The following is a 21,860-nucleotide window of genomic DNA, read 5'->3' as shown; positions in this document are numbered from 1 at the left end:
CTCGCGCACTCTCCTTCAGAGCGGAGCCGGCTCGAGCCTTCACTGCTCGTGCAGGAACTCACGGATCGCGTATCCGACGTGCCGCTGGTCGGTCATGGTGTGCCCGAGAATGTGGTCGCCGGGGCGCAGCTCGGTGAAGTTGTGGACGCTGCCTCCGGCGCCGAGCGCGCGCACGTGCCAGTCGTCCTGGCCGACCATGTTCACCACGTCGCCACCGGCGGTGCGCGCCTCGATCTGCAGCATCGGCCGGGTCTCCATCTTGATCCGGCACACGATCACCCGGCGCACGCCGCCGTCGGTGTTGACGGCCAGGATCTCCGAGCCGCAGCGCAGCTCGGACAGGTAGCGGGTGCGGTTGCCGGGCGTCAGGGTGTAGGAGCTGAGGGCGGCGGCGTTCACCCGGAACGGGCGGGTCGGCATGTACGGCAGCGGGTGGGTCTCGCTGCTGACCAGCATCAGGCCGGTCGAGTACGAGCCGACCAGGATGCCCTCGTTGGGCTGCATGTGGGAGCAGGTGTCCACGCACACCCGGTCGCCGAGGCCCAGGTGCGTGAGCTTGACGATCTCCAGCGGCTCGAGCTGCAGCGTCTCGGCCTCGCCCTGGCACACGCGCACCAGCTCGGAGGCGTCGCCGACCCGCCGGGGGGCGAGCAGCACCGCGTCGGAGCCGCGCTCCAGGACGCCGATGGTGACCATCGCGTCCTCGACGTCCTCGACGACGGTGACGATCTGGCCCTTGGCCTTGTCGGCGGCGGCCAGCAGGATCTCCAGCGGGATCTTGCTCGGGTCCTGGCGGAACTCGACCAGGGTCAGCTCCGACTCGTTCGCTATCTTGCAGGCGAGCTGCAGCGTCTCCTCACCCAGCACCTTGACCAGGACGCCGTTGCGCAGGCCGGGCCGGACGCCCTCGAACTTCTCGGCGATGCCGTGGTCGGCGATCAGGATGTCGACCACGTCGACGAGCTGGTCGATCAGGGTGGTGGGGGTTTCGCCGGTGACGACGGCGGCCTTCTCCAGGGTCGGCGGGACCTTCGCGGCGAGCTCGGGGTCGTCCAGCACGACGGCGCCGATGCCGAGGTGGGTGCTCTCTTCGATGACGGCGGTGGCGAGTTCGGCGGTCAGGCCGCGCAGATCGATCCATGCGGATTTCATGTTCGCACCTTCGGTCGTGAGTTGAGTTTCGTCAGGCAACTGTCGTGCCGGCCAGGGCCAGGTCCAGGGCGGTCAGGGGGTTGCGTGAGCCGAGCCGGGCGTGGACGCGCTGGGCGACCGACCGGGCCAGCCGGCCGGGGTCGGCGGCGCGGAAGATGTTGCGCCCGACCGCGACTCCGAGCACGCCGGACTCCATCGTGGAGTCGATCTGGTCGAGGAACTTGCCGGTGTCCCCGATGACGCCGCCGCCGGCGGTCACCACCGGGATCGGGCTGGCCCGCACGACGTCGCGCATCGTGTCGGGCGAGCCGGTGAACGGGAGTTTCACGATGTCGGCGCCGAGGTCGGCGGCGATGTTCGCCGCGTGCGCCAGCAGCGCCGGATCGGCCGGGTCGGCGATGCGCGGGCCACGCGGGTAGATCATCGCGAGCAGCGGGACGCCCCAGCGGGCGCACTGGTCGGAGACCCCGCCGAAGTCGGCCAGTTGCTCTGCCTCGTTGCTCGACCCGAGGTTGATGTGCACGCTGACCCCGTCCGCGCCGAGCGCCACGGCCTCGGCCACGGCGCCGACCAGGGTCTTGGCGTCGGCGTCCGGCGCGTGCCTGGTGCTGCCGCTGAGGTGCACGACCAGCGCCAGCCGGCCGAGCCGCCGGGTGGGAAGGAAACGGACCCGCCCCTTGTGGACGATGATCCCGTCCACGTCGTTCGCGGCCATCGCCGCCACCAGCCCGGCGAAATCGGCGGCGCTCGACACCGGGCCGTCCGCCAGCGAATGATCGAGCGGGACCAGGAACGTCGTCCCGGACGCCGAGTGCAGAATCCGCTGGGTACGCAGATTCTTCCCGGACCAGCCGTACGCTTCTGCCATCTGTCAACACCCCATTTCCAGATCGGGAACTATTCGGAATCGGCGGCCGCGCACCGTCGCTCCGCCAGGCGTTCGGCGAGTTCCCGCCAGGCCTGGCCGCTCGCCTCGGCGAGCGCGGCGACGAATTCCACGCAGTGGTCCGGCAGGTCGTCGACGAGACGTTCCCGCGTGTGCCCGTCCATGGCGGCCACCGCCAGAACGCTCAGCAGCAGCCGGCCGGACTCGGTGAACCGCAGCGACGGGTCGGAGCGGAGCGCGCGCAGCATCGCGCCCGTCCGGTCCAGCCCGGCGCCCTGCGGAGCCGCGCCCCTGACGCGCCGTGGATCGGGGTTGTGCCTGGGCGAGGCGGCCCGCTGCTCGGGGAGCACCGCGGTGGCCTGCCCGGTCATCTGCATCCGGACGGCCCGCACGGTGCCGGGGGACACTCCGGCGGCGGCGCTCACCGTGCGCAGCGAGGAGGTGGGGTCGCGCAGCAGGATCTGCCTGGCGCGCTCGCGTCCGGAGGCCGCGCTGACCGGGCGCACCCGGCCGTCCCGGCCGATCCTGACCTCGGCCACCGGCGCTCCGCACTGCTCGCGCAACGCGCCGACGGTCTTGGGGGAGAGCCCCGCGACCGAGGCCACCGCCCGGTTGGACCAGCCCGGGTGCTCGCGCAGGATGCGCCGGGCCGCCGACTTGCGGTCGGCGAGCGAGAGCGGCAGCCCGTGCTGAACGTTCAGCCGCACCGCCAGCACGAAGGCGCCGGCGTCGTCGCCGTCGAAGAAGCGGGCCTGGATCTCCCGCTCTCCACGCATCTGCGCGGCGCGCACCCGGTGCATCCCGTCGACGACCCGGTTGGTGCCGCGCTGGACGACGATCGGCGGCAGCTCCGCCTGTGAGTCCACCTCGGCGAGAGCCCGCGCGTGCTCGGCGTCCTCACCCGCGGATCGGGGTGAGTCGGAAAGGACGAGCTCGGTGATCGAGATCCAGCCGACCTCGGGGCCGACGCCCGTCTCTCGTTCGCTTGTGATCACATCCCCGCTCACCACGTTGGCGCTCCTCGTCATCGGCGAAGCCTGTCGTGCCCTTCGAGAGCACTCTTACCTAAAACCATACCTTACACAAGGTATTTTTCGATGAAAGCTTTCTACCTGCGACAATGGACGAAACCGGCTCATGATCATACCTTTGGTACGGTATGTTTCAGCCTGTGCAAGCGAGGAGCCTCCCCGGTTGCACACGACGCCCGCTGCCACGCCGGCCGCGCGCGCATCCAGAAGGTCCCGGTCGCCTGAGGGGGTAACCATGGGGAACGACTCGCGAGCCGACACCACCCGCGCCCGGCTCGAGGCCAATCGCACCCGGCGCGTCGAGATGCTGGCGGCCGATCCGGAGCTCGCGGGCCGGATGCCGCTGAAGGAGGTCTTCGACAGCACCGCCGAGCCCGGCCTGCGGCTGCCGGAGATCGTGAAGCGGACCTTGACGGCGTACGCCGACCGGCCCGCGCTCGCCGAGCGCGCCAAGGAGTTCGTCTCCGTGGCCGGACGCACCGAGCTGCGGCGGCCGCCCCGGTTCGACACCGTCTCCTACGGCGAGCTGTGGTCCCGGCTGAGCGCCGTCGCCGCCGACTGGTACCACCACGCCGAGCACCCGCTGCGCGCCGGCGACTTCGTCGCGATCCTGGGCTTCGCCGGCACCGACTACACCACCGTGGACCTGGCCTGTGGCCAGGTCGGCGCGATCGCCGTGCCGCTGCACAACACCGCCACCGTCGCCCACATCCGCCACCTGGTCGAAGAGACCGCTCCGCGCGTCTTCGCCACCAGCGCCGAGCGGCTGGGCACGGTGCTCGAAGCGCTGGCCGGGGACACCTCCGTCGTCCGGCTCATCGTGTTCGACCACTGCCCTGAGCTCGCCGAGCACAGGGAGAGCGTGGCGCGGGCGCGCCGGTCGCTGGCCGAGACCGGCTCGCCGGTCTCGCTGGAGCCGCTGTCGGAGGTCATCGAGCGCGGGAGCGCCTCGCCGCCCGCGCCGGAACCCCCGCCGGTCGACGACACCAGGGAGGTGCTGTCCGCACTGATCTACACCTCTGGCAGCACGGGCACTCCGAAGGGCGTCATCTTCCCCGAGTCCACCGTGTCCCTGATGTGGCGGCCGCCCGAGCAGCCCCACCCGATGATCAGCGCGAACTTCCTGCCGCAGAGCCACCTCGTCGCCAGGCGGCTGGTGGTCAAGACGCTGGCGCTGGGCGGCACCGCGTACTTCGTGGCCGACAGCAATCTGTCCACGCTGCTGGAGGACCTCGCGCTGATCCGGCCGACGGAGTTCGCCATGGTGCCGCGCGTCTGCGAACTGCTCTACCAGAGTTACCTGAGCCGGCTCGACCAGCCGGGCGCCGGGCCCGCCGAGGAGCTGCAGCGCCATTTCCGTGACGTGGTCCTCGGCGGCCGCGTCATCCACACGCCCTGCGGTTCGGCCCCGCTCGCGCCTGAGCTGGCCGCTTTCGTGGAGTCCTGCCTGGATGTTCCGTTCTTCGACAGCTACGGCACCACCGAGACCGGACTCGTCATGCTGGACCACCGCGTGCAGCGGGCGTTCGTGCTCGACTACAAGCTCGTCGACGTGCCGGAACTCGGGTACTTCACCACCGACACGCCGCATCCGCGGGGTGAGCTGCTGGTGAGGACCAAGCTGATCACCCCCGGCTACTACCGGCGCCCAGAGGTCACCGCCGAGGTCTTCGACGACGACGGCTACTACCGCACCGGCGACATCATGGCCGAGGTCGAGCCCGACCGGCTGTACTACGTCGACCGGCGCAAGAACGTGCTCAAGCTCTCCCAGGGCGAGTTCGTGGCGCTGTCTAAGCTGGAGGCCGTCTATGTGGCCAGTCCGCTGCTGCGGCAGGTCTTCCTGTACGGCAACAGCTCCCGCCCGTACCTGCTCGCCGTGGTGGTGCCCACTCCCGAGGCGCTGGAGCAGGCGTCCGACGAGGCGGCGCTGAAGGCGGCGATCCACCAGTCGCTGCAGCACATCGCCAAGCGCGCCGACCTCAAGCCGTACGAGATCCCGCGCGATCTGCTCATCGAGACCGTGCCGTTCAGCCAGGAGAACGGACTGCTGTCCGACTCCACCAAGCAACTGCGCCCGCGGTTGAAGGAGCACTACGGCGAACGGCTCGAGCGGCGGTACGCCGAGCTGGCCGAGGAGCAGATCGACGGCCTGCGCGGTCTGCGGCACGACGAGGACCGGCCGGTCGTGGAGACCGTCCGCCGCGCCGTGCGGGCGCTGCTCGGAGCCTCCGCCGGCGAGGCCGGCCCGGCGACGCGCTTCACCGACATGGGCGGAGACTCGCTGACGGCGCTGTCGCTGTCCAACCTGCTCAAGGAGATCTTCGGCGTCGAGGTCCCGGTCGGGACGCTGCTCGGCCCGGCCAACGGCCTCGACCAGATCGCCGGCCAGATCGAGCGGCTGCGTGAGCCGTCCGCGCGACGCGCCACCTTCGCCGGCGTGCACGGTGATGAGGCCACCGCGGTGCGTGCCGACGACCTCGCGCTCGGCGCGTTCATCGACGAGGAGACGCTGACCGCGGCCCCGGCGCTGCCCCTGCCGGCCGGCGCCCCCGCCACGGTGCTGCTCACCGGGGCCAACGGCTATCTCGGCCGCCTGCTGTGCCTGGAGTGGCTGCGGCGGCTGGCACCGAGCGGCGGCACCCTGATCTGCCTGGTGCGCGGCGCCGACGACGCGGCCGCTCGCGAGCGGCTGGAGGAGTCGCTGGACAGCGGGGACGTCGAGCTCAAGCGGCGGTTCGCCGAGTCGATCGGCCACGGCGCGTTGCAGGTGGTGGCCGGGGACATCGGCGCGCCCAACCTGGGCCTGTCCGAGCGGACCTGGCGGCGGCTGGCCGGAACGGTGGACCTCATCGTGCACGCGGCCGCGCTGGTGAACCACGTCCTGCCGTACCGTCAGCTGTTCGGCCCCAACGTCGCCGGCACGGCCGAGGTCATCCGGCTGGCCCTCACCACCCGGCGCACGCCGGTGAGCTTCCTGTCGTCGGTGGCCGTCGCGTCGCACGCGACCGGCGTCCTGCGCGAGGACCGGGACATCCGCGAGGCGGCTCCCGTGCGCCCGATCGACGACGGCCACGCCGGCGGCTACGCCACCAGCAAGTGGGCGGGCGAGGTGCTGCTCCGGGAGGCGCACGAGCTGTGCGGGCTGCCGGTGACCGTGTTCCGCTCGGGCATGATCCTGGCGGATCGCCGCTACACCGGGCAGCTCAACGTCCCCGACACCTTCACCCGCCTGGTGCTGAGCCTGATCGCCACCGGAATCGCGCCCGGGTCGTTCTATCGCGGCGAGGCGGGGCGGGCGCACTACGACGGCCTGCCCGGGGACTTCGTCGCCGCCTCGGTCGCCGCCCTTGGCGCCGGCCCGGCCGGACACCGCACGTTCAACGTGGTCAACCCGCACGACGACGGCATCTCGCTGGACACCGTCGTCGACTGGCTGGCCGGCTCCGGAGTCGTCCTGCGCCGCGTCGATGACCACCAGGAGTGGTGCGAACGGTTCGAGGCCGCGCTGCGGGACCTGCCGGACAACCAGCGGAGGCATTCGCTCCTCCCTCTGATGCGCGCCTGGCGGGAGCCCGTGACGCCCCGGGCCGGCTCGGCGTTCCCCGCCGGACGGTTCCAGGAGGCCGTGGGGGACATTCCACATCTGTCCCGGACGCTGATCGAGAAGTACGTGTCGGACCTACGGCACCTGGGCCTGCTCTAGGCGGGCAGCACGGGCCAGCCGTGCTTCTCCGCCCACGAGGCCAGCACCGGGTCGCCGCCGACGACCCTCGGGCTGCCGACCGCCGTCAACAGGTCCAGGTCGCTGGCATGGTCGCCGTACGCGAAGCAGTCGGCGGGGCTCGCTCCAAGACGCAGGAGCAGCTCCGTGGCGGCATCGGACTTGGCCGGGCCGATCATCGACCTGGCCACCTCGCCGGTCAGCCGCCCGTCGCCGCCGACGACGAGCTCCGTGCACAGCACATCGTCGCCGCCCACATCCGTCAGCAGAGGATCGAGCACCGCCCGGCACGAGCCGGAGACCAGCACCACCCGGTCTCCGGCCGCGCGGTGCCCGGCGAGCGCCGCCGCGGTGGAGCCCACGAAGGCGTCCGGCTCGCGACGGTGCCGCGCGTACCAGCGACGGCCCGCCTGCGTCAACGCCGCACTCGATACGCCGGCGAAAAGCCGGTAGTATGCGCGATTCGCGGCGGCCCTGCCCTCCCGCTCGGCCACCGCTCCCAGCTCGGCCACGACGGCACGGAACCTCGCGTCGTCACGGCCCAGCCAGTACCGCAGGAACTCGACCATGCTCTTGGCGGTCAGCAGCGTCTCGTCCACATCGAAGAAGGCCACCCGAAGAGGAATCCGCACCCGGTTCATTTTTGGCTCCCCAAAACATACCTTCGCAAAGGTTTTTTTCTCCTCATCTGCCCCAAGAGAGGACGCAGTGACTCAGAAGCGCGCAGTCCGGACCCGGGCGCTTGTGCTCGCCGCGGCGGCGGAGGAGTTCGCCGCACACGGCTACAACGGCACAACGCTGCTCAACGTGGTCGAACGCACCAGTATGACCAAAGGTGCACTGTACGGTCATTTCTCCTCCAAGGAAGAGCTGGCGGCCGCCCTCATCGAGGAGGCCGGGGACGAGCTGATCGCGCGTGCGGAACGGCGCCTGGAGGGCACGGCGGCGCTGCTGTCACTGCGGGAGACGATGCTCGATCTCACCCGGCACCTGCGCCGGGACCCGCTGGCCAGGTCCGCCCTGCGGCTCGCGGTGGAGGCTCCGCAGCTGGACCGGCGCGCCCTCGGGCTGGTCGAACGGATCTCCTTGTCGCTGACCCGCGCCGTGGCGCGGGCGCACGCGGAGAACCGGGTGACGAGCAGGTTCCCCCCCGAAGCCGTCGCCCGGCTGCTGATGACGGTGTTCTTCGAGATCCCCCATCCCGCTCCGCGCAACGACGCCGATGCCGCCCGCCGGTTCGACGACCTGTGGGAGGCGGCGTCCGGGCCGCGGGGCGGCGGCCCGGACACGGCCTAGTCAGCCGAGGACGGCCTTCGCGTACGCGTCGGCGGCCGGGGCGAGGCGCAGCGCGCCGTGACCGGCGCCGGTGTGGACGTCCCGCCACCGGCGCTGCACCGGATCATCCTCGGACAGCTCGTGGCCGCCGCGCGCGGCGAACAGCCGGTCGACGGCGCTGACGCAGAGCTCCGCGGCGACCGCCGCGTCGCACCGGTTCTGCGCGACGGTCCGCGCGTCGACCATGCCCCGGTCGGCGCGGCCGGCGGCCTCATGGAGCAGCAGGCGGGCGGCGGACGCCTCCGGCGAGGACCGCGCGAGCGCCTGCCGGGCGTCCGGATCCGACGGCAGGCGCGCGCCCGCGGTGGAGACGCAGTCCGCCACCGCACCCAGGGCGGCTCCGACCAGCGGGCCGGCGAACATCACCGACGCGACCAGCGTGTAGGGGACGTTGTGGCAGGGCGCCTGCCCGGCGCGCCCGGTACCGAGCAGTTCCGGCAACGCGACCGAGCGGTGCCCGGGGACGAACGTGCCGGTCAGGACCACCGTGTTGGTCCCCGTCCCCCGCAGGCCGTCGGCCCGCCAGGTGTCCTTGACCAGGCAGTCCCCGGCCGGGACGGCGAAGATCCGTACCGTCTCCCCGCCGCCGTCCCGCACCGTGCCGGCGAGCAGCACCCAGTCGGCGAAGTCCACCCCGCTGGCCCGGCCCCACTCGCCCCGCAGCAGCCAGCCGCCCGGCACGGGCGTGGCCTGACCCGACGGCGGCATGACGGAGGCGGCGATCAGGGTGTCCGGGCCCCGGCCCCATATCTCCTCCCGGGCCTGCTCGGGCAGATAGGCGGCGATTCGTCCGTGGGCGGCGAACAGGGTCGCGCACCACGCGGTCGCCGGGCAGCTCTCGCCCACCGCGATCGCCGCCTCCACCAGCGGCGCGAAGCCTCCGGCCGTCCCGCCCCACCGGCTGGGGACGAAGTGCCGGGGGAATCCCGCTTCCACCAGCGCGGCCACCGACTCGCGGCGAAGCCGGCGGGAACCGTCCACCTCGGCAGCGTGCCGGGCCGCGCGGTCCACGAGTTCGGTCACGTCCAGACGGTGGTCCGGAGAGGTCGGGGTCAGCGTCATCGGCGGTCCTGTCCACTGGTGGTGTCAGGGCCCAGCCGGAGCTCCATCGTGCCGGCGGCGACCTCCTCGCCGTCCTGCTCGGCCAGGACGCGGACCGCCATCCGGTCCGCACCGGGACGGCCGGCCTGCGGCGTGGCGGCGATCCGGACCGGGGCGTCGAGTTCGCAGAACCGTGCGAACTCGGCGCGCAGACCGGTGAGCGAGGCCCGGCGACCGGTGAGCGGCCGGGTCGCGGCGAGCGCGGCCTGCCGGAACGCCTCCAGCACCACCATGCCCTGCACGTGGTCCACCGCGTGGTCGACCATCTCGGTGTTGCTCTGGTCGAGCTGCAGCAGCCGGCCGCCGGGGTCGCCGTCGTCGGCCAGCAGCACGTCCTCCTTGCGGCGGCGGCCGACCTCGCCGGGGAAGAGCGGGTACCCGATGAAGGGGTGGGATGTGGTCGGCGCCGGCGCCGGCGCCGGCTTGCGGCCGCGAATCGCCTGGTACATGCGCGGATCCACCGCCTGGGAGAGAAGGCTGCCGCGCCCGCAGACCTCTCCGGCCACGCTGAGCTCGACGTCCAGCCGCATGCACAGCCGGCGGCGGGTCGACTTGGCGGTGGGGGTGCAGGTGACCCGCAGGCCGAGCGGGAGCCGCGAGGTACCGGTGGGCAGCGTCGCTTCGCCGATGTCGAGGGTGACCCCGCCGAGGATGAACTTGTGCGTCTCGGGCACCTCGTAGAAGCGGTGCTGGACGTAGTAGGCGGCCTGCCGGAACGCCTCAATCGGCAGCATCGGATCGATCCGGCCGCAGTCGTCCTGCTCGTAGAGGCAGTGGTCGCGCGGTAGCGTGGCGGCGATGAGGAAAGTGTCCGGCGCATGCCGGACGCCGTCGGTGAGCAGCACGTGCTCGGCCGCGGCCTTGTGGACCAGTTCGCGTGAGACGAAGCGCTGGCCGGGTAAGTGCGCGTCGGGTAAGTGGGGACCGGGTAACTGCGGGCCGGGTAAGTGCACGTCGCGGTCGGGTTCAGGCATGTCGTCCCGGCCCCGGGTGTTCGGGGACGACGACTGCTGGGAGGTCGGCGGCCGGACCTGTTCCGCCGTCAGTTGAGCATTCATTTCCTACCCCCTTTGATCAGGATCTTGCGCAGTCGCGGGTGGAGAGTGGTCGAAGGCCAACAAGTGAAATATACATCCGTGAAGGTATATTTTGTAATGCCTGGGCGAGTATGCCCATGAACTGGCGATGTACACTAGGGGTAGAGGCAGAACATACCGGGAAGGCGGTATGCTGGACGGGAGTCGCACAGAACGGATCACGCCCGTGAGTAGGAATGGCACTACCAGAGCCACCATCGCCCACCAGGCGCCGCCCCGCAACGCGCCTCAGCAGGCGCGGGCCGCTCAGACCAGGGCCCAGATCCTCGCCGCGGCGGCCGAGTTGTTCGCCGACCGTGGATACCCGCACACCTCTATCGACCACATCGCCAGACAGGTCGGCATGACCAAGGGCGCGGTGTACTTCCACTTCCGCGACAAGCAGGACATCGCCGCCGAGATCGTTCGCGAGCTGTACAACCGTTGGCGCATACGCATCGACGAGGCGCATGCCATGGGACTGCCCCCGATGGAGACCGTTCAGGCGTTACTGGCCAATGCCGCCGACAAGTTCTTCGAGGACGACATCGTCAAGGCCGGAGCCAGGATCCAGGCCGAGCGCTCGCTGTCCGACACGACCCTGCCCGAGCCGTACGTCGAGTGGATCTCCACGCTCTCGACGCTGCTGGCGAAGGCGAGCGGCGCCGGCCAGCTCCGCGAGGGCATGGACCCCGAATCCGCCGCCTACATCCTGGTGTCGGCGTTCTTCGGTCTGCAGCACCTGTGCGACGTCCTCAACCGGCGCGCCGACCTGCCCCGCCGCTGGGCGGAGATGAGCCGCCTGCTCTACCCCTCCATCGCCGCCTCCCCGCAGTAGGACATCCGCCGGGAGCCACTCAAGGAGACCTCCGCAATGTCTGCTTCGATCCTCCCGGCAGTTCCCCTCGGCACCGGCGGCCCGCTGGTCGGGGCCCAGGGGCTCGGCTGCATGGGCTTCAGCGAGTTCTACGGACCGACGGCGCCCGACGAGGCGCGGAGAACCCTGCAGATCGCCCTTGACCTGGGCGTCACCATGTTCGACACCGCCGACCTCTACGGCGACGGCGACAACGAGGGTTTCCTCGGCCCGTTCGTCCGCGCCCACCGCGACCGGGTCTTCCTCGCCACCAAGTTCGGCATCGTCCGGCGAGCGGGCGAGAAGTCCTGGAGCCGGGTCCGCGGCGACCGCGCGTACGTACGCCAGAGCGCCGAGGCGAGCCTGAAGCGCCTCGGCATCGACCAGATCGACCTCTACTACGCACATCGCCGCGACACGTCCGTCCCCATCGAGGAGACGGTCGGCGCCATGGCCGAGCTGGTGCAGGAGGGCAAGGTGCGGTACCTCGGCCTGTCCGAGATGACCGGGCCCGAACTGCGCGCGGCACACGGCGTGCACCCGATCGCCGCCCTGCAGTCCGAATGGTCGCTGTTCACCCGCGACATCGAAACCTCCGTGGTCCCGGCGGCGGCGGAGCTCGGCGTGGCTCTCGTCGCCTACTCACCCCTCGGCCGGGGCTTTCTCACCGGATCGTTCACCGGCGCCCAAGGGCTGAGTGCCGGGGCTCAAGGGCTGAGCGCCGGCGTGCAAGGGCTGAGCGCTGGTGCTCAAGGGCTGAGCGCCGGGGCTCAGCGGCTGAGCGCGGGCGACGTCCGGCTGACGATGCCACGGTTCACCGGCGAGCACGCCGACGCGAACGCCGCGCTCCTCGAACCCGTCCGCGACATCGCCGCGCGCCGCGACGTCACCCCCGCACAGGTCGCCCTCGCCTGGGTGCACCAGCGCTCCCGCGTCCACGGTCTGACCGTCATCCCCATCCCCGGCACGCGCTCCCCCGGCCGCCTCCGCCAGAACGTCGAAGCCGCCACCCTGACCCTGTCCGACGGCGAGCTCACCGCACTCGAACCTCTGGCGGCCAAGGTCGCCGGCGCCCGGTACGCGGACATGACCTCCACGGCGACCGCCCGCGAATGACACCGGGCGCACACCTGCCGCATGTCCCCGTCGAACGTGATCACTCGCGTTGCTGAAAGTTACATCAGCGTACGTGGTTCACCACCGCTGACGTCAGCGATTTTCTCCCTCGTTCCGCCCGGAACGCGGGCCGGTCCGGCAGGGATCCGGTGCGGCGCGGGCACCGCGTGGAGGCTCGCGCCGGGCCGCCGGCGACCGGCGCCGCGATGAAGACACCGGCCATGACCTGGCAGATCAGGATCCCGAGCCGTCAGGTCGCGCCGTAGGCGTGTCGGGCGGGGTGCCACCGCGACTCACGGGGAATCCACCGTGGCGCGGAAGAGCACCCGGCGTCGTGGCATTCGGGTGGACGAAGGTGCGCTTTGTCCACTCCCACACCTGTTGCCAGACACCCGGGTTAATGCGACATTACTCCCAGACGTCACTCGGCATACGTTATACGTTACGGGGTCACACGATGGTAATCCACGTCCGTCGCGGATTCTTGGGGCGTGTTATGAGGAGACCTTTCGCCCCCGGGCGGCGGTGACCCTCGTCAGCGGGGCGTCGGGGCGGACGACCAGGGCTCCTGCGGCACCGGCGAGCCCGTCCTTCGCGTACGTGAGGCCCATGAGCCGCCTGAGGCGAACGCCCGGTGCGCACGACCGGAGAGAACCGCACATCCAGATGAATTCTGCTACGGCGGGGTGCTCGCGCGGCGAACACATCTGCTCGGAACCAGCGAAAGGAACAGAGCGTGAAGTCAGCCCTGTCCACCACGGGGAAGGCGTTAGCAGCGCTCGCGGTGTTCGTCGCCGCCGTGTTGCTGCCGACCTTCGCAGGTAGTACCGCGGCCTCCGCGGCGACCCAGGCGACCTACTACGTCGCCACGGACGGCAACGACGGCGACCCTGGAACGATCACGCAGCCGTTCAGGACCCTGCAGCACGCGAGGGACGTCGTCCGTACGGTGAACGCCAACATGACGGGCGACATCTACGTATATGTCCGCGGGGGCACGTATTCGGTCAGCAGCACGATCGACCTCACGGCGGCCGACTCCGGCACCAACGGCTACCGGGTCATCTACGCCGCCTACCAGAACGAGACGCCGGTCCTCACCGGAGGCGTCCAGGTGACCGGTTGGAGCCAGCACAGCGGCAACATCTGGAAAGCCCCGCTGAACCGCGGCAACAAGCTCCGCGCGCTCTATGTCAACGACAAGCGGGCGTACATGGCCTCCAAGACGATCAACTCGGCCGGGTGCTACGGAACCTACAACGTCACGGCGGGCCAGGCGTCCTGGGCGTGGGAATCGGGTTCGCAGTGCGCCGGCTCGAAGTACAGCCAGAGCGACTTTCCCGCCATCGCCGCCAACCAGGACGACATCGAAATAGAGACCGCGACGACCTGGACCACGGCCATCGTGGGAGTCCGGCAGGTCACCACCGACGGCTCGAACCGCGTGGCCCTGTTCCAGCAGCCGGGAGCGGCCATCGCCCAGGGCGCCTTCAACGGCAACGCCCAGGTCGGCGGCACCCACAAGGTCATGAACGCCTACGAGTTCCTCGACTCGCCCGGCGAGTTCTACTTCGACAAGACCAGCCGGACGCTGTACTACTACAAGGCGAGCTCGGAGGACATGACCACCGCGTCGGTCTGGGCGCCGAACAACGTGTCCACCCTGATCAAGGTCGCCGGCACCTCCACGAGCAGTCGCGCCCGTAACATCACCATCTCCGGCCTGACGGTGCAGCACTCCGACTGGAACCTGTTCAACGTGGCCGGCTCGGTGTTCAAGCAGGCCCAGCAGGGCAACCTCGGTGCGCAGGTCTACGCCAAGCAGAACTTCCACGCCTACTACTACCGCAACGTCGATGTGGCGCCCGGCGCCATCCAGGTCGAGAACACCGACGGGCTCATCCTGCAGAACAACCGGGTCCAGCACACCGGCGTCGACGGGATCAACATGGTCAACGACGTGGTGAACACGCAGTTGATCGGCAACTACACCAACGACATCGCCGGATCGGCGATCACCGTGGGACACCCCCAGCACGTCTACATCGGGGACTACACCTCGACCAACCACGAGAAGTACACCGCGCAGGCCGAAGGCGCGCCCAAGAACATCGCGATCAAGAACAACTACATCTACGACAGCGCCGTGCTGTTCAACGGGCACAGCCCCATCTCGGCGTACTTCGCCGACGGCCTGACCATCCAGCACAACCGCATCGAGAAGACCTCGTGGTCCGGCATCACGCTCGGCTGGGGGTGGTGGAACTTCGACGGATCGTCAGGCTCCATCGCGCCGAACCGGCCGACCAGCACGGCGAAGAACAACAACATCAGCTACAACCACATCATCGACACGGTGCAGCGCCTCGGCGACACGGCCCCCATCTACACGCTGGGCGGCCAGCCGGGAACCACGATCACCAACAACTACCTGCAGGGCGTCCCGTCCGGCCACAAGTACGGACTCCACCCGGACGAGGGCTCGGCGTACATCACCTTCCGCGACAACGTCCTCAGCGTGGACAAGAACGTCACCTGGCTCATCAACTCCGACGACTTCGGCCGTAAGCACGACCTGAGCATCACGCAGACCTACGGCCCGGTGAACAAGGTCTCCAACAAGAACCTGCCGAACAGCACGGTCCAGGACATCCTGGTGTCCTCCGACTACGTCTGGCCGTCGCAGGCCTACGGCATCGCCGTGAACTCCGGACCGGAGGAGGCGTACAAGAACGTCATCCCGCAGAGCAGCGTCTCCCAGTCGGACTACGTCCTGCCCGCCAGCACGTTCGTCGCCGCCGGGGTGACCTCGATCCCGATCCGCAGCGCCGGCGACGCGAGCAAGTCGGTGTGGCTGGCCCCCTCGGGCACGACGACCTTCACCGCGGGCGCCACGATGACCAGGGCGGGCGGGACCGCGACCTCCATCGCCGTCCCGACCACGAACGGTGAGTACCGGCTCTACGTCGTGGACGCCCAGGGGAACCGATCGGCCGAGTCCAAGTCGCTCGTCAGGCAGGGAAACGGCGGCGGGACCGGCCAGCAGAGCGGCTCGATCGTGGGTACCCAGTCGGGCCGATGCGTGGACGTCACCGGCGCCTCGGCGACCAACGGCGCCCAGGCCCAGCTGTACGACTGCAACGGCGCCACCAACCAGAAGTGGACCTACACCTCGGGCAAGCAGTTGCAGGTGTTCGGCAGCAAGTGCCTGGACGCCAACAACCAGGGCACCTCGAACGGCACCCAGGTGATCATCTGGGACTGCAACAACCAGACCAACCAGCAGTGGAACGTCAACTCCAACGGCACCATCACCGGCGTCCAGTCCGGCCTGTGCCTTGACGCCAACGGCGGCGCCACCGCCAACGGCACCAAGCTCATCCTGTGGGCCTGCAACAGCGGCACGAACCAGCAGTGGACCCTGCGCAGCTGACCTGAAGGCCCCTCCTGAAGGCCCCTCCTGAAGGCCCCTCCTGAAGGCCCCTCCTGAAGGCCCCGGCAACGCCCGGGGCCTTCAGCGTTCCCGAGGTCACCCGACAGCGGCCGTCCGGGGGCGAGGGGCGGGCGCCCCGTGCCACCGGGCCCCCTTTCGCCGACCGCGACGAACAGGCTGCGATGCGAGGATGGCGGGATGATCAGATTCGCGTCATACGACGGGACCGTGCTCGTCTGTCATGAACGGGGAGAAGGACCGGCGCTGGTCTGCCTGCCGGGCGGACCGGGGCGGTCCTCGCGATACCTGGGAGACCTCGGCGGCCTGTCGGCGCGGCGTCGGCTGTTCCTGCTGGACAACCGGGGAACCGGCGAATCGGCGGCGCCACGCGACCCGGACACCTACGCGATGGACCGCATGGTCGCGGACGTCGAGGCGCTGCGTGTGCGTCTGGGACTCGAGCGGATGGACCTGCTCGGGCATTCGGCGGCCGGAGGGCTGGCGCTGCTGTACGCGGCCCGGCATCCCGAACGCATAGGACACCTGGTGCTGGTCACACCGACCGTGCACCCGGTGGGGATCGAGATCACCGATGAGCAGTGGTCCGCCCAGATCGAGGCCCGAGCCGACGAGAGCTGGTACGAGAGCAGACTGCCGGACCTCAAAGCGTGGGACGCCGGCGACGAGAGCCGGCGCCTGAGGGCGCAGCCGTTCTTCTACAGTCCCTGGAACGAGGCCGCCGAAGCGCACGCCACACGGTTCGCCGACCGCTCGGCCGAGGCGGCGAAGCGCTTCCACACCGACATGCCCTCCGCCGAGCGGACCCGAGCGAACCTGGCGAAGCTCACCACACCGGTCCTGGTGATCGCCGGCGAGCACGACCCAGGACCAACCCCCACACACGCGGCCGAACTAGCCGCGATCTTCCCCCAAGGAACCAGCACCGTCCTCCCCGGCGCCCACTACCCCTGGGTCACCGCCCCGAATACCTTCACCCAGACGATCGAGGCTTTCCTCGCCGGCTAACCGACCGACCGCGCATCCGCATGTGACGTAGCCGGGCGGCACGACGCGACATCCACGACGATCGGCAACCGTGTCGCCCTATGGGCGTTCCCCTTGGCCCGCGCGGCATTGCTGAGCCGTCCGACGCCGCCGGTACCGGGTCCGATCCGACGGGGCGCAGAACCCCCCATGGGAGTGCTGCGCCGGACCGTCGGCCACTGCATCACTTGCTCGCGCGATGCCGCCCGCCCGCACTGGCCTGGCCCTTGCCGTGATCAACCAAGCGGGCTACTCCCGAGACGGGGTTTCCAGATCCGTGGCAGACGTTGAGGGGACGTTCCTGCGGCGCAAGTAGTGCAGTAGATCAAGCTCGCTGCTCATGCCGAATTGCACCCGACTCGTGCGCAGCACCTCCGATACCCGGGCCTTGCTCAGGCGGAGCCGCGCCGCTATCTCGTCGCGGCTCAGGCCGCTCGTCCGCAGGTCCAGCACCTCGCGCTCCAACGGGGTGAGATCGGCCTCGGACAGCAGGCGCAGGCCACCAAGCCGCTCGGCCTCCAGCATGAGCTGCCGTACGATCCCCTCACGTTCCTCGTGGCTGAGTGACTCCACGCCGGCCCGCTCGACAAGGTGCTCGACCTGCCGCTCTTGTTCGACGGTCAGGTCCGCGAGGTCGACTTGGCCCCCGGGATAGCTCAAGCTGCGCACGCGGTCAATAAGGCGCTCGAAGGCGTCCCGATGACGACGCATGATCATGCGTACACCAAGCACGATCGCCACCGGCCAGACGACCGCACCTAGCAACTGCGCGATCGCCTCGATCAGCTTCGCCCACTCCTCCATCTCCTCATGATGACGTTTGTGGTGGAAGCCGACCACGCGTGCAATGCGGTTGCCGTTCCCGTGGGTGGCCGGCGCGATCGCCTAGGGGCGTCGGCGTGTGGACGCCGATGCCGTTCGCCCTCACGCTCGCCGTGGTGCAGCTCGCCCTCTGGTGGCTGCTCTCCCGCCAGAGGGCGAGGACGACCGCGCCGGTCTGACCGCTACAGCGGCGGGTAGGCGTTGACCAGGAGCTGCCGGAACAACGCGGGGAACCACTGCCCCTCCACCGGGGCGTTCGGCAGCGCCTGGCCCGGCACGTACGCGCCGCGCGGCTCCGAGAACAGCGGGTTGCACCGCTGGTCGAACGGGATGTTCTCCGGGTTGGGCACGACGTTCGCCGCGCTGGCCCCGTCGGAGACACCGGGCGGCTTGATCCAGGCATAGGCGTCGATGCCGGGCGCGGGATCGGCCCGCGGCCGCTCGCCGAGCCCGGTGCCGGTCTGATTGCACCAGTTGGCGGGGGAGACACGGCGGTCCATCCGGGACTGATCGACGAACGTGTTCACGTCGGTGGAGGTGCTCGGCGCCGTCGGGCGGGCCGGGCCGCCCCAGCCGTTGCGGGAGGTGTCGATCACCATGCCGATGGTGGGCGGGAATCCGGCGGCGATCAGCCGGTTCCGGAACGCCTGGGCGAACGACAGCTCGTCCACGTAGTCGTTCCAGTCCACCCAGCGCGTCCACTTCACCGGCGTCCCGAAGATCACCGTGGAGGGGGTGAAGAACGGCTCGGTGAGCGCGGCCCAGTCGGCGGTGTTCACCGTGAAGCCGTGCACGAGCGGCAGGCCGTCGCCGGTGGCATTGCCGATGCTCGCCAGCAGTTCGGCGGCCGCGCCGAAGTCGTCCGCCCAGCCGATCCTCCCGTGGGTGGACGCGTCGAGGTAGGTGTACACGTTGGGGATGCCGTACAGGCGGTTCAAGGCGTACCGCACGGCTGTCGGATAGACGCCGCTGGCGCGGACCGGTTCGCAGTTGATGGTGTACATGGTGCCGGTGGGCAGCACCAGGCCCGGCAGGAAGTCCGGCTCGACCACCGCGACGATGCGCAACCGCCGGTAGGCCGGATCGGCGAGGATCGAGGCGATCGGGTCGACGTACCTGGCGCGGTACAGGTTGAGGCCGTCCGCCGCGATGGTGAAGTCGCCGGTGCTGGCGTACCGCAGGCAGTTGCGGTCCGGCAGGTCGTTCAGCACGATCTGGATGGTGAGCGGCGTCGCGCCGTTCGCGGCGTCCTGCCGCACCGCCTCGTCGAGGTGCGCCCGTAGTCCAGGTGCCGAGGAGGTGCCCGCGATGCGGGACACCCGGTCCAGCCACACACCGGTCGAGGTCCGCGCCACCGCCGCCCCGCCGGGCTCACCCGCCGCCGCGGCGGACCACGTGGGGTCGACGTACCCGTCGGCCCCGGCGTACGGGTTGTCGACCCGCGCGGGATCCGGTGTGGGCGTGGGCGTGGGCGTCGGGGTGGGACTGGGCGTGGGCGTCGGTGTGGGTGTGGGCGTCGGGGTCGGGGTGGGCGTCGGGGTCACCGGCGGGTTGGGGCCGAGGCAGCCGACGCCGTTCAGCAGGAACAGCGCGGGCGGCGGGTTCGTGCCGGTGTACGACCCGTTGAAGCCCAGCGTGATCCGCTGCCCCTGGTCCAGCGTCCCGTTGTACGGCAGATTCACCGCCGTCACGTTCCTGCCCGACTGGCTCCACGTCGCGTACCACCCGTTGTCCACCCGCTGTTCCCCCGGCCAGGTGAACGTCAGCCGCCACGAAGTGATCCGCGAAGCCATGTTCTCGATGGTGACGCTCGCCCCGAACCGTCCGCTGCTGTCCCAGGTCTTCGCATACGTCACCCGGCACGTGGCCGGCGGCATCGCCGCCAGCGCGGGCATGGCCACCGCCACCACCGCGCACGCCACCATTCCCGCGACCATCGCCAAGGTCCCTCGGTACCGCGTCCTCCACCGCACCACCACGTTGTGCCTCCTCAAGGCCGGGCCACGGAAAACCCCCAAGGCAGAGAGGGGGGCGACCACCACGATTCGCCCATCCCGCACGCCTGTACACCGCACACCCGCCCGCTAAGCCCCCGCGACCAGTCACCCGGCCGCGATCAGCCCTCCTAGCTCGGTAAGGACACCGTTACCGGCTCCGCCACCCACCTGCCCTCCTGAAAGCTTCACCCCTTCGACCGACCGGCGAGGTGATCCCGCAGGTCGGCATGGCGGAACTCGCAGACCGGGCCGACCACGCGGAGCAGCCCCACCCGGTGCGCGTCTTCCAGGAACCGCATCAGGTTCCTCGGGCACTCCCCACGCGCGGCCAGATTCCGACAAGGCCGCGGCGTGGCTTGCCGCGGAGGTGTGCGAGAAGGAGCGGCAGGTCGACCGGGGTTCGCGCCGAGCTGCCGGCGCATCTGCGGGAAGAGCGGATCGAGCCACCGGCCCGGGACCGGATCCGGCGAATCAGCGGGACGGCGCTACGGCAGGCCGAACAGCCCCCGACCTCCCGCATCTCCAGCCGGACCCCGGCTGCGGCCATCCCGGCGCTCGATGCCGGCGGGGCGTCGGCGATAGTGTGGGCGTGGAGTACGTGTCCAGAGTGCCGCGTCCGCCGCTGGACGGGCTGATCGACGACCTTTACTACCTGGAGGGTGCGCCGCCGTACGCCCGGCTGACGCTGCCGCCGATGCCGGCGGCGTTGCTCATCGTCAACCTCGGGGCGCCGTTCCGCATCCGCGCCGGCATGGACATCGAGACGGCCGAATACGCCGACGGCTGCGTGGTCACCATGCCCACCCGCGCGTTCGAGTTCGGCTACCCACTCCATACCCGGTCAGTCGGCGTGCACTTCAAGCCGTGGGGGCTGGCGCCGTTCCTGCCGATGCCCGCGGCCGAGCTGTGTGACCGGCCGGTGACGGTAGAGCAGGTTTGGGGCCGGCCCGCCATCGCTGAGCTGCGAGACCGGCTGGCCACGGCGGACGGACCGCACGAGATGCTGACGCTGCTCGAGGAGGAGCTGATGCGACGGCTGTGCGAGACCACCGGCCTGGGGCTGGTCCGCCATACGAGCAGCGTCATCGCGGCGACCAGCGGGGCGGTGGCGATCGGTGACCTGAGCGTGGCAGCCGGTGTCAGCAGCACTCATCTGGCGCAGCGGTTCAAGGAGCTCATCGGCGTCACGCCGAAACGGCTGGCCCGCACCTACCGCTTCACCGCCACCGTATTCGCGATCAACCCCGCCGGACCGATCGACTGGGGCGACCTCGCCGGTGGCGCAGGCTACTTCGACCAGGCCCACTTCGGCCACGAGTTCCGGGCGTTCACCGGGCTCACGCCGACCCGGTACGTCGAAGTCCGGCGGCGGTTCCTGCGCGAACATCCCGGCCACGCGTTGGACGGCTGGCCGCTGCCGGCCGATTGATTTCTTACAAGAGCGACAGCTCACGACACGCTAATTTGGGGCACCCCGAAGCAGAGGAGAGCCCCGTGGGCAAGGTGGTCATGTACAGCTCGGTGTCGGTGGACGGCTTCGTCGCGGACGAGAATGACCAGCCCGGACCGCTGTTCGACTGGTTGTCCAGCGGTGACGTCCCGTTGGACGAGAGCGGCGAGCTGAAGGTGTCGCAGACGTCCTACGACTACACCCGGGCGTACTGGGACCAGATCGCAGTCACGATCGTCGGCCGCCACGTCTTCGACCTCACGGACGGCTGGGGCGGCAAGCCGCCGAGCGGCATCGACCACGTGGTCGTCGTGTCGCACCGGCTGATGCCCGAGGGCTGGGACCCCGAGGCGCCGTTTCACTTCGTCGACGGCGTCGAGGCGGCCGTGGCCAAGGCGCAGGAGCTCGCGGGTGACCGCATGGTCGAGGTCGCCGCCGGCGACGTCGGTGGCCAGGTGCTTGCCGCGGGCCTGATCGACGAGGTGCGCATGGACGTCGTACCCGTCGTGTTCGGGTCCGGCAAGCGCTACTTCGGGTCGGTCCACGCGCAGCACCTGCTGGAGGATCCTGACGTGGCGATTCAGGGCAACCGGGTGCTTCACCTGCGCTATCGGGTGCACCGTTGACCAATTTGAGCGGGTACGCGAAGAAGTCCACTGCGACCGGTGACACAAGACCGGGCCTCCGGCTGCGTTCGCGCATAGCTGTCCCTGGTCACGCAGCCGACGCTGATCCGCCCCAGCACCTCACCTGCGGCAAGTTCAACTCAAGATCACTGGTTGCCGGTTTCCGTCATATCTTGGTCGACCCCCGAACGGACTTGGCCTGAGTGATGAC

Annotated in this window: 16 protein-coding genes; 8 read left to right on the top strand and 8 right to left on the bottom strand. The window is 70.1% G+C overall.

The window, feature by feature from the left end; genetic code table 11:
- Positions 1-39: 39 nt before the first annotated feature.
- From ACFQSB_RS18420 to ACFQSB_RS18410, 3 genes are read right to left on the bottom strand one after another with little or no spacing between them, the layout of a single operon-like run.
- Complete coding sequence (locus ACFQSB_RS18420) at positions 40-1,152, bottom strand: 3-dehydroquinate synthase II family protein (RefSeq protein ID WP_354921580.1); 1,113 nt, start codon at positions 1,150-1,152, stop codon at positions 40-42.
- Between the two features lie 31 nt (positions 1,153-1,183).
- Positions 1,184-2,020, bottom strand: coding sequence for a 2-amino-3,7-dideoxy-D-threo-hept-6-ulosonate synthase (locus ACFQSB_RS18415; RefSeq protein ID WP_354845782.1), 837 nt, complete (start codon positions 2,018-2,020; stop codon positions 1,184-1,186).
- A 29-nt stretch (positions 2,021-2,049) separates the two neighbouring features.
- Positions 2,050-3,066, bottom strand: coding sequence for a ParB N-terminal domain-containing protein (locus ACFQSB_RS18410; protein ID WP_354845785.1), 1,017 nt, complete (start codon positions 3,064-3,066; stop codon positions 2,050-2,052).
- A gap of 238 nt (positions 3,067-3,304) precedes the next feature.
- On the opposite strand from ACFQSB_RS18410, the gene car reads away from it, so the two are divergent.
- The gene (gene car, locus ACFQSB_RS18405; protein WP_380827880.1) at positions 3,305-6,775 is read left to right on the top strand and encodes a carboxylic acid reductase; all 3,471 of its coding nucleotides are present in this window, start codon (positions 3,305-3,307) and stop codon (positions 6,773-6,775) included.
- Here the strand turns inward: car and ACFQSB_RS18400 are convergent.
- Complete coding sequence (locus ACFQSB_RS18400) at positions 6,772-7,425, bottom strand: HAD family hydrolase (protein WP_380827878.1); 654 nt, start codon at positions 7,423-7,425, stop codon at positions 6,772-6,774. The genes car and ACFQSB_RS18400 overlap by 4 nt on opposite strands.
- 76 nt (positions 7,426-7,501) lie before the next feature.
- Between ACFQSB_RS18400 and ACFQSB_RS18395 the strand changes: the two genes are divergently transcribed.
- A complete protein-coding gene (locus ACFQSB_RS18395) occupies positions 7,502-8,089 on the top strand; it encodes a TetR family transcriptional regulator (protein ID WP_380827877.1) in 588 nt (195 codons plus the stop codon).
- On the opposite strand, the gene ACFQSB_RS18390 is transcribed toward ACFQSB_RS18395, so the two are convergent.
- Together ACFQSB_RS18390 and ACFQSB_RS18385 are read right to left on the bottom strand one after the other, a co-directional pair.
- Positions 8,090-9,190, bottom strand: a complete 1,101-nt coding sequence (locus ACFQSB_RS18390) for an acyl-CoA dehydrogenase family protein (protein WP_380827876.1) — start codon at positions 9,188-9,190, stop codon at positions 8,090-8,092.
- Positions 9,187-10,287, bottom strand: a complete 1,101-nt coding sequence (locus ACFQSB_RS18385; protein WP_380827874.1) for a ScbA/BarX family gamma-butyrolactone biosynthesis protein — start codon at positions 10,285-10,287, stop codon at positions 9,187-9,189. The genes ACFQSB_RS18390 and ACFQSB_RS18385 overlap by 4 nt, the downstream gene beginning before the upstream one ends.
- 205 nt (positions 10,288-10,492) lie before the next feature.
- On the opposite strand from ACFQSB_RS18385, the gene ACFQSB_RS18380 reads away from it, so the two are divergent.
- From ACFQSB_RS18380 to ACFQSB_RS18365, 4 genes are all read left to right on the top strand, one after another.
- Positions 10,493-11,143 (top strand): ScbR family autoregulator-binding transcription factor, encoded by a 651-nt coding sequence (locus ACFQSB_RS18380; RefSeq protein WP_354921563.1) that lies wholly within the window; start codon positions 10,493-10,495, stop codon positions 11,141-11,143.
- Between the two features lie 36 nt (positions 11,144-11,179).
- Positions 11,180-12,277: an aldo/keto reductase gene (locus ACFQSB_RS18375; protein WP_380827872.1), complete on the top strand. Its 1,098-nt coding sequence runs from the start codon at positions 11,180-11,182 to the stop codon at positions 12,275-12,277.
- Positions 12,278-13,013: 736 nt separating this feature from the next.
- A complete protein-coding gene (locus ACFQSB_RS18370; protein ID WP_380827870.1) occupies positions 13,014-15,710 on the top strand; it encodes an RICIN domain-containing protein in 2,697 nt (898 codons plus the stop codon).
- A 198-nt stretch (positions 15,711-15,908) separates the two neighbouring features.
- Positions 15,909-16,736, top strand: coding sequence for an alpha/beta fold hydrolase (locus ACFQSB_RS18365; protein WP_380827868.1), 828 nt, complete (start codon positions 15,909-15,911; stop codon positions 16,734-16,736).
- 267 nt (positions 16,737-17,003) lie between these two features.
- Here ACFQSB_RS18365 and ACFQSB_RS18360 read toward each other — a convergent pair whose 3' ends face one another.
- Positions 17,004-17,594 carry a helix-turn-helix transcriptional regulator gene (locus ACFQSB_RS18360; protein WP_380827867.1) on the bottom strand — a complete coding sequence of 197 codons (591 nt, stop codon included), beginning with the start codon at positions 17,592-17,594 and terminating at the stop codon, positions 17,004-17,006.
- A gap of 164 nt (positions 17,595-17,758) precedes the next feature.
- On the bottom strand, positions 17,759-19,513 hold the full coding sequence (locus ACFQSB_RS18355) for a glycoside hydrolase family 6 protein (RefSeq protein WP_380827865.1): 1,755 nt from the start codon (positions 19,511-19,513) through the stop codon (positions 17,759-17,761).
- 649 nt (positions 19,514-20,162) lie between these two features.
- Here ACFQSB_RS18355 and ACFQSB_RS18350 point away from each other — a divergent pair.
- Together ACFQSB_RS18350 and ACFQSB_RS18345 are read left to right on the top strand one after the other, a co-directional pair.
- Positions 20,163-21,002: a helix-turn-helix domain-containing protein gene (locus ACFQSB_RS18350; protein ID WP_380827863.1), complete on the top strand. Its 840-nt coding sequence runs from the start codon at positions 20,163-20,165 to the stop codon at positions 21,000-21,002.
- Between the two features lie 65 nt (positions 21,003-21,067).
- Positions 21,068-21,649, top strand: a complete 582-nt coding sequence (locus tag ACFQSB_RS18345) for a dihydrofolate reductase family protein (protein ID WP_380827862.1) — start codon at positions 21,068-21,070, stop codon at positions 21,647-21,649.
- Positions 21,650-21,860 lie beyond the last annotated feature (211 nt).

The organism is Sphaerisporangium rhizosphaerae (assembly GCF_042665155.1).
GTDB classification, from domain to species: domain Bacteria; phylum Actinomycetota; class Actinomycetes; order Streptosporangiales; family Streptosporangiaceae; genus Sphaerisporangium; species Sphaerisporangium rhizosphaerae.
Note: the sequence above shows the minus strand (reverse complement) of the source record. Positions and strands in the feature narration are given on the sequence as shown.

Excerpts from the sequence above, each read along its gene's own strand:
- ACFQSB_RS18420 (WP_354921580.1), bottom strand. The coding sequence starts at position 1,152 with ATGAAATCCGCATGGATCGATCTGCGCGGCCTGACCGCCGAACTCGCC.
- ACFQSB_RS18390 (WP_380827876.1), bottom strand. The coding sequence starts at position 9,190 with ATGACGCTGACCCCGACCTCTCCGGACCACCGTCTGGACGTGACCGAA.
- ACFQSB_RS18410 (WP_354845785.1), bottom strand. The coding sequence starts at position 3,066 with ATGACGAGGAGCGCCAACGTGGTGAGCGGGGATGTGATCACAAGCGAA.
- ACFQSB_RS18375 (WP_380827872.1), top strand. The coding sequence starts at position 11,180 with ATGTCTGCTTCGATCCTCCCGGCAGTTCCCCTCGGCACCGGCGGCCCG.
- ACFQSB_RS18415 (WP_354845782.1), bottom strand. The coding sequence starts at position 2,020 with ATGGCAGAAGCGTACGGCTGGTCCGGGAAGAATCTGCGTACCCAGCGG.
- ACFQSB_RS18355 (WP_380827865.1), bottom strand. The coding sequence starts at position 19,513 with ATGGTCGCGGGAATGGTGGCGTGCGCGGTGGTGGCGGTGGCCATGCCC.
- ACFQSB_RS18385 (WP_380827874.1), bottom strand. The coding sequence starts at position 10,287 with ATGAATGCTCAACTGACGGCGGAACAGGTCCGGCCGCCGACCTCCCAG.
- ACFQSB_RS18365 (WP_380827868.1), top strand. The coding sequence starts at position 15,909 with ATGATCAGATTCGCGTCATACGACGGGACCGTGCTCGTCTGTCATGAA.
- car (WP_380827880.1), top strand. The coding sequence starts at position 3,305 with ATGGGGAACGACTCGCGAGCCGACACCACCCGCGCCCGGCTCGAGGCC.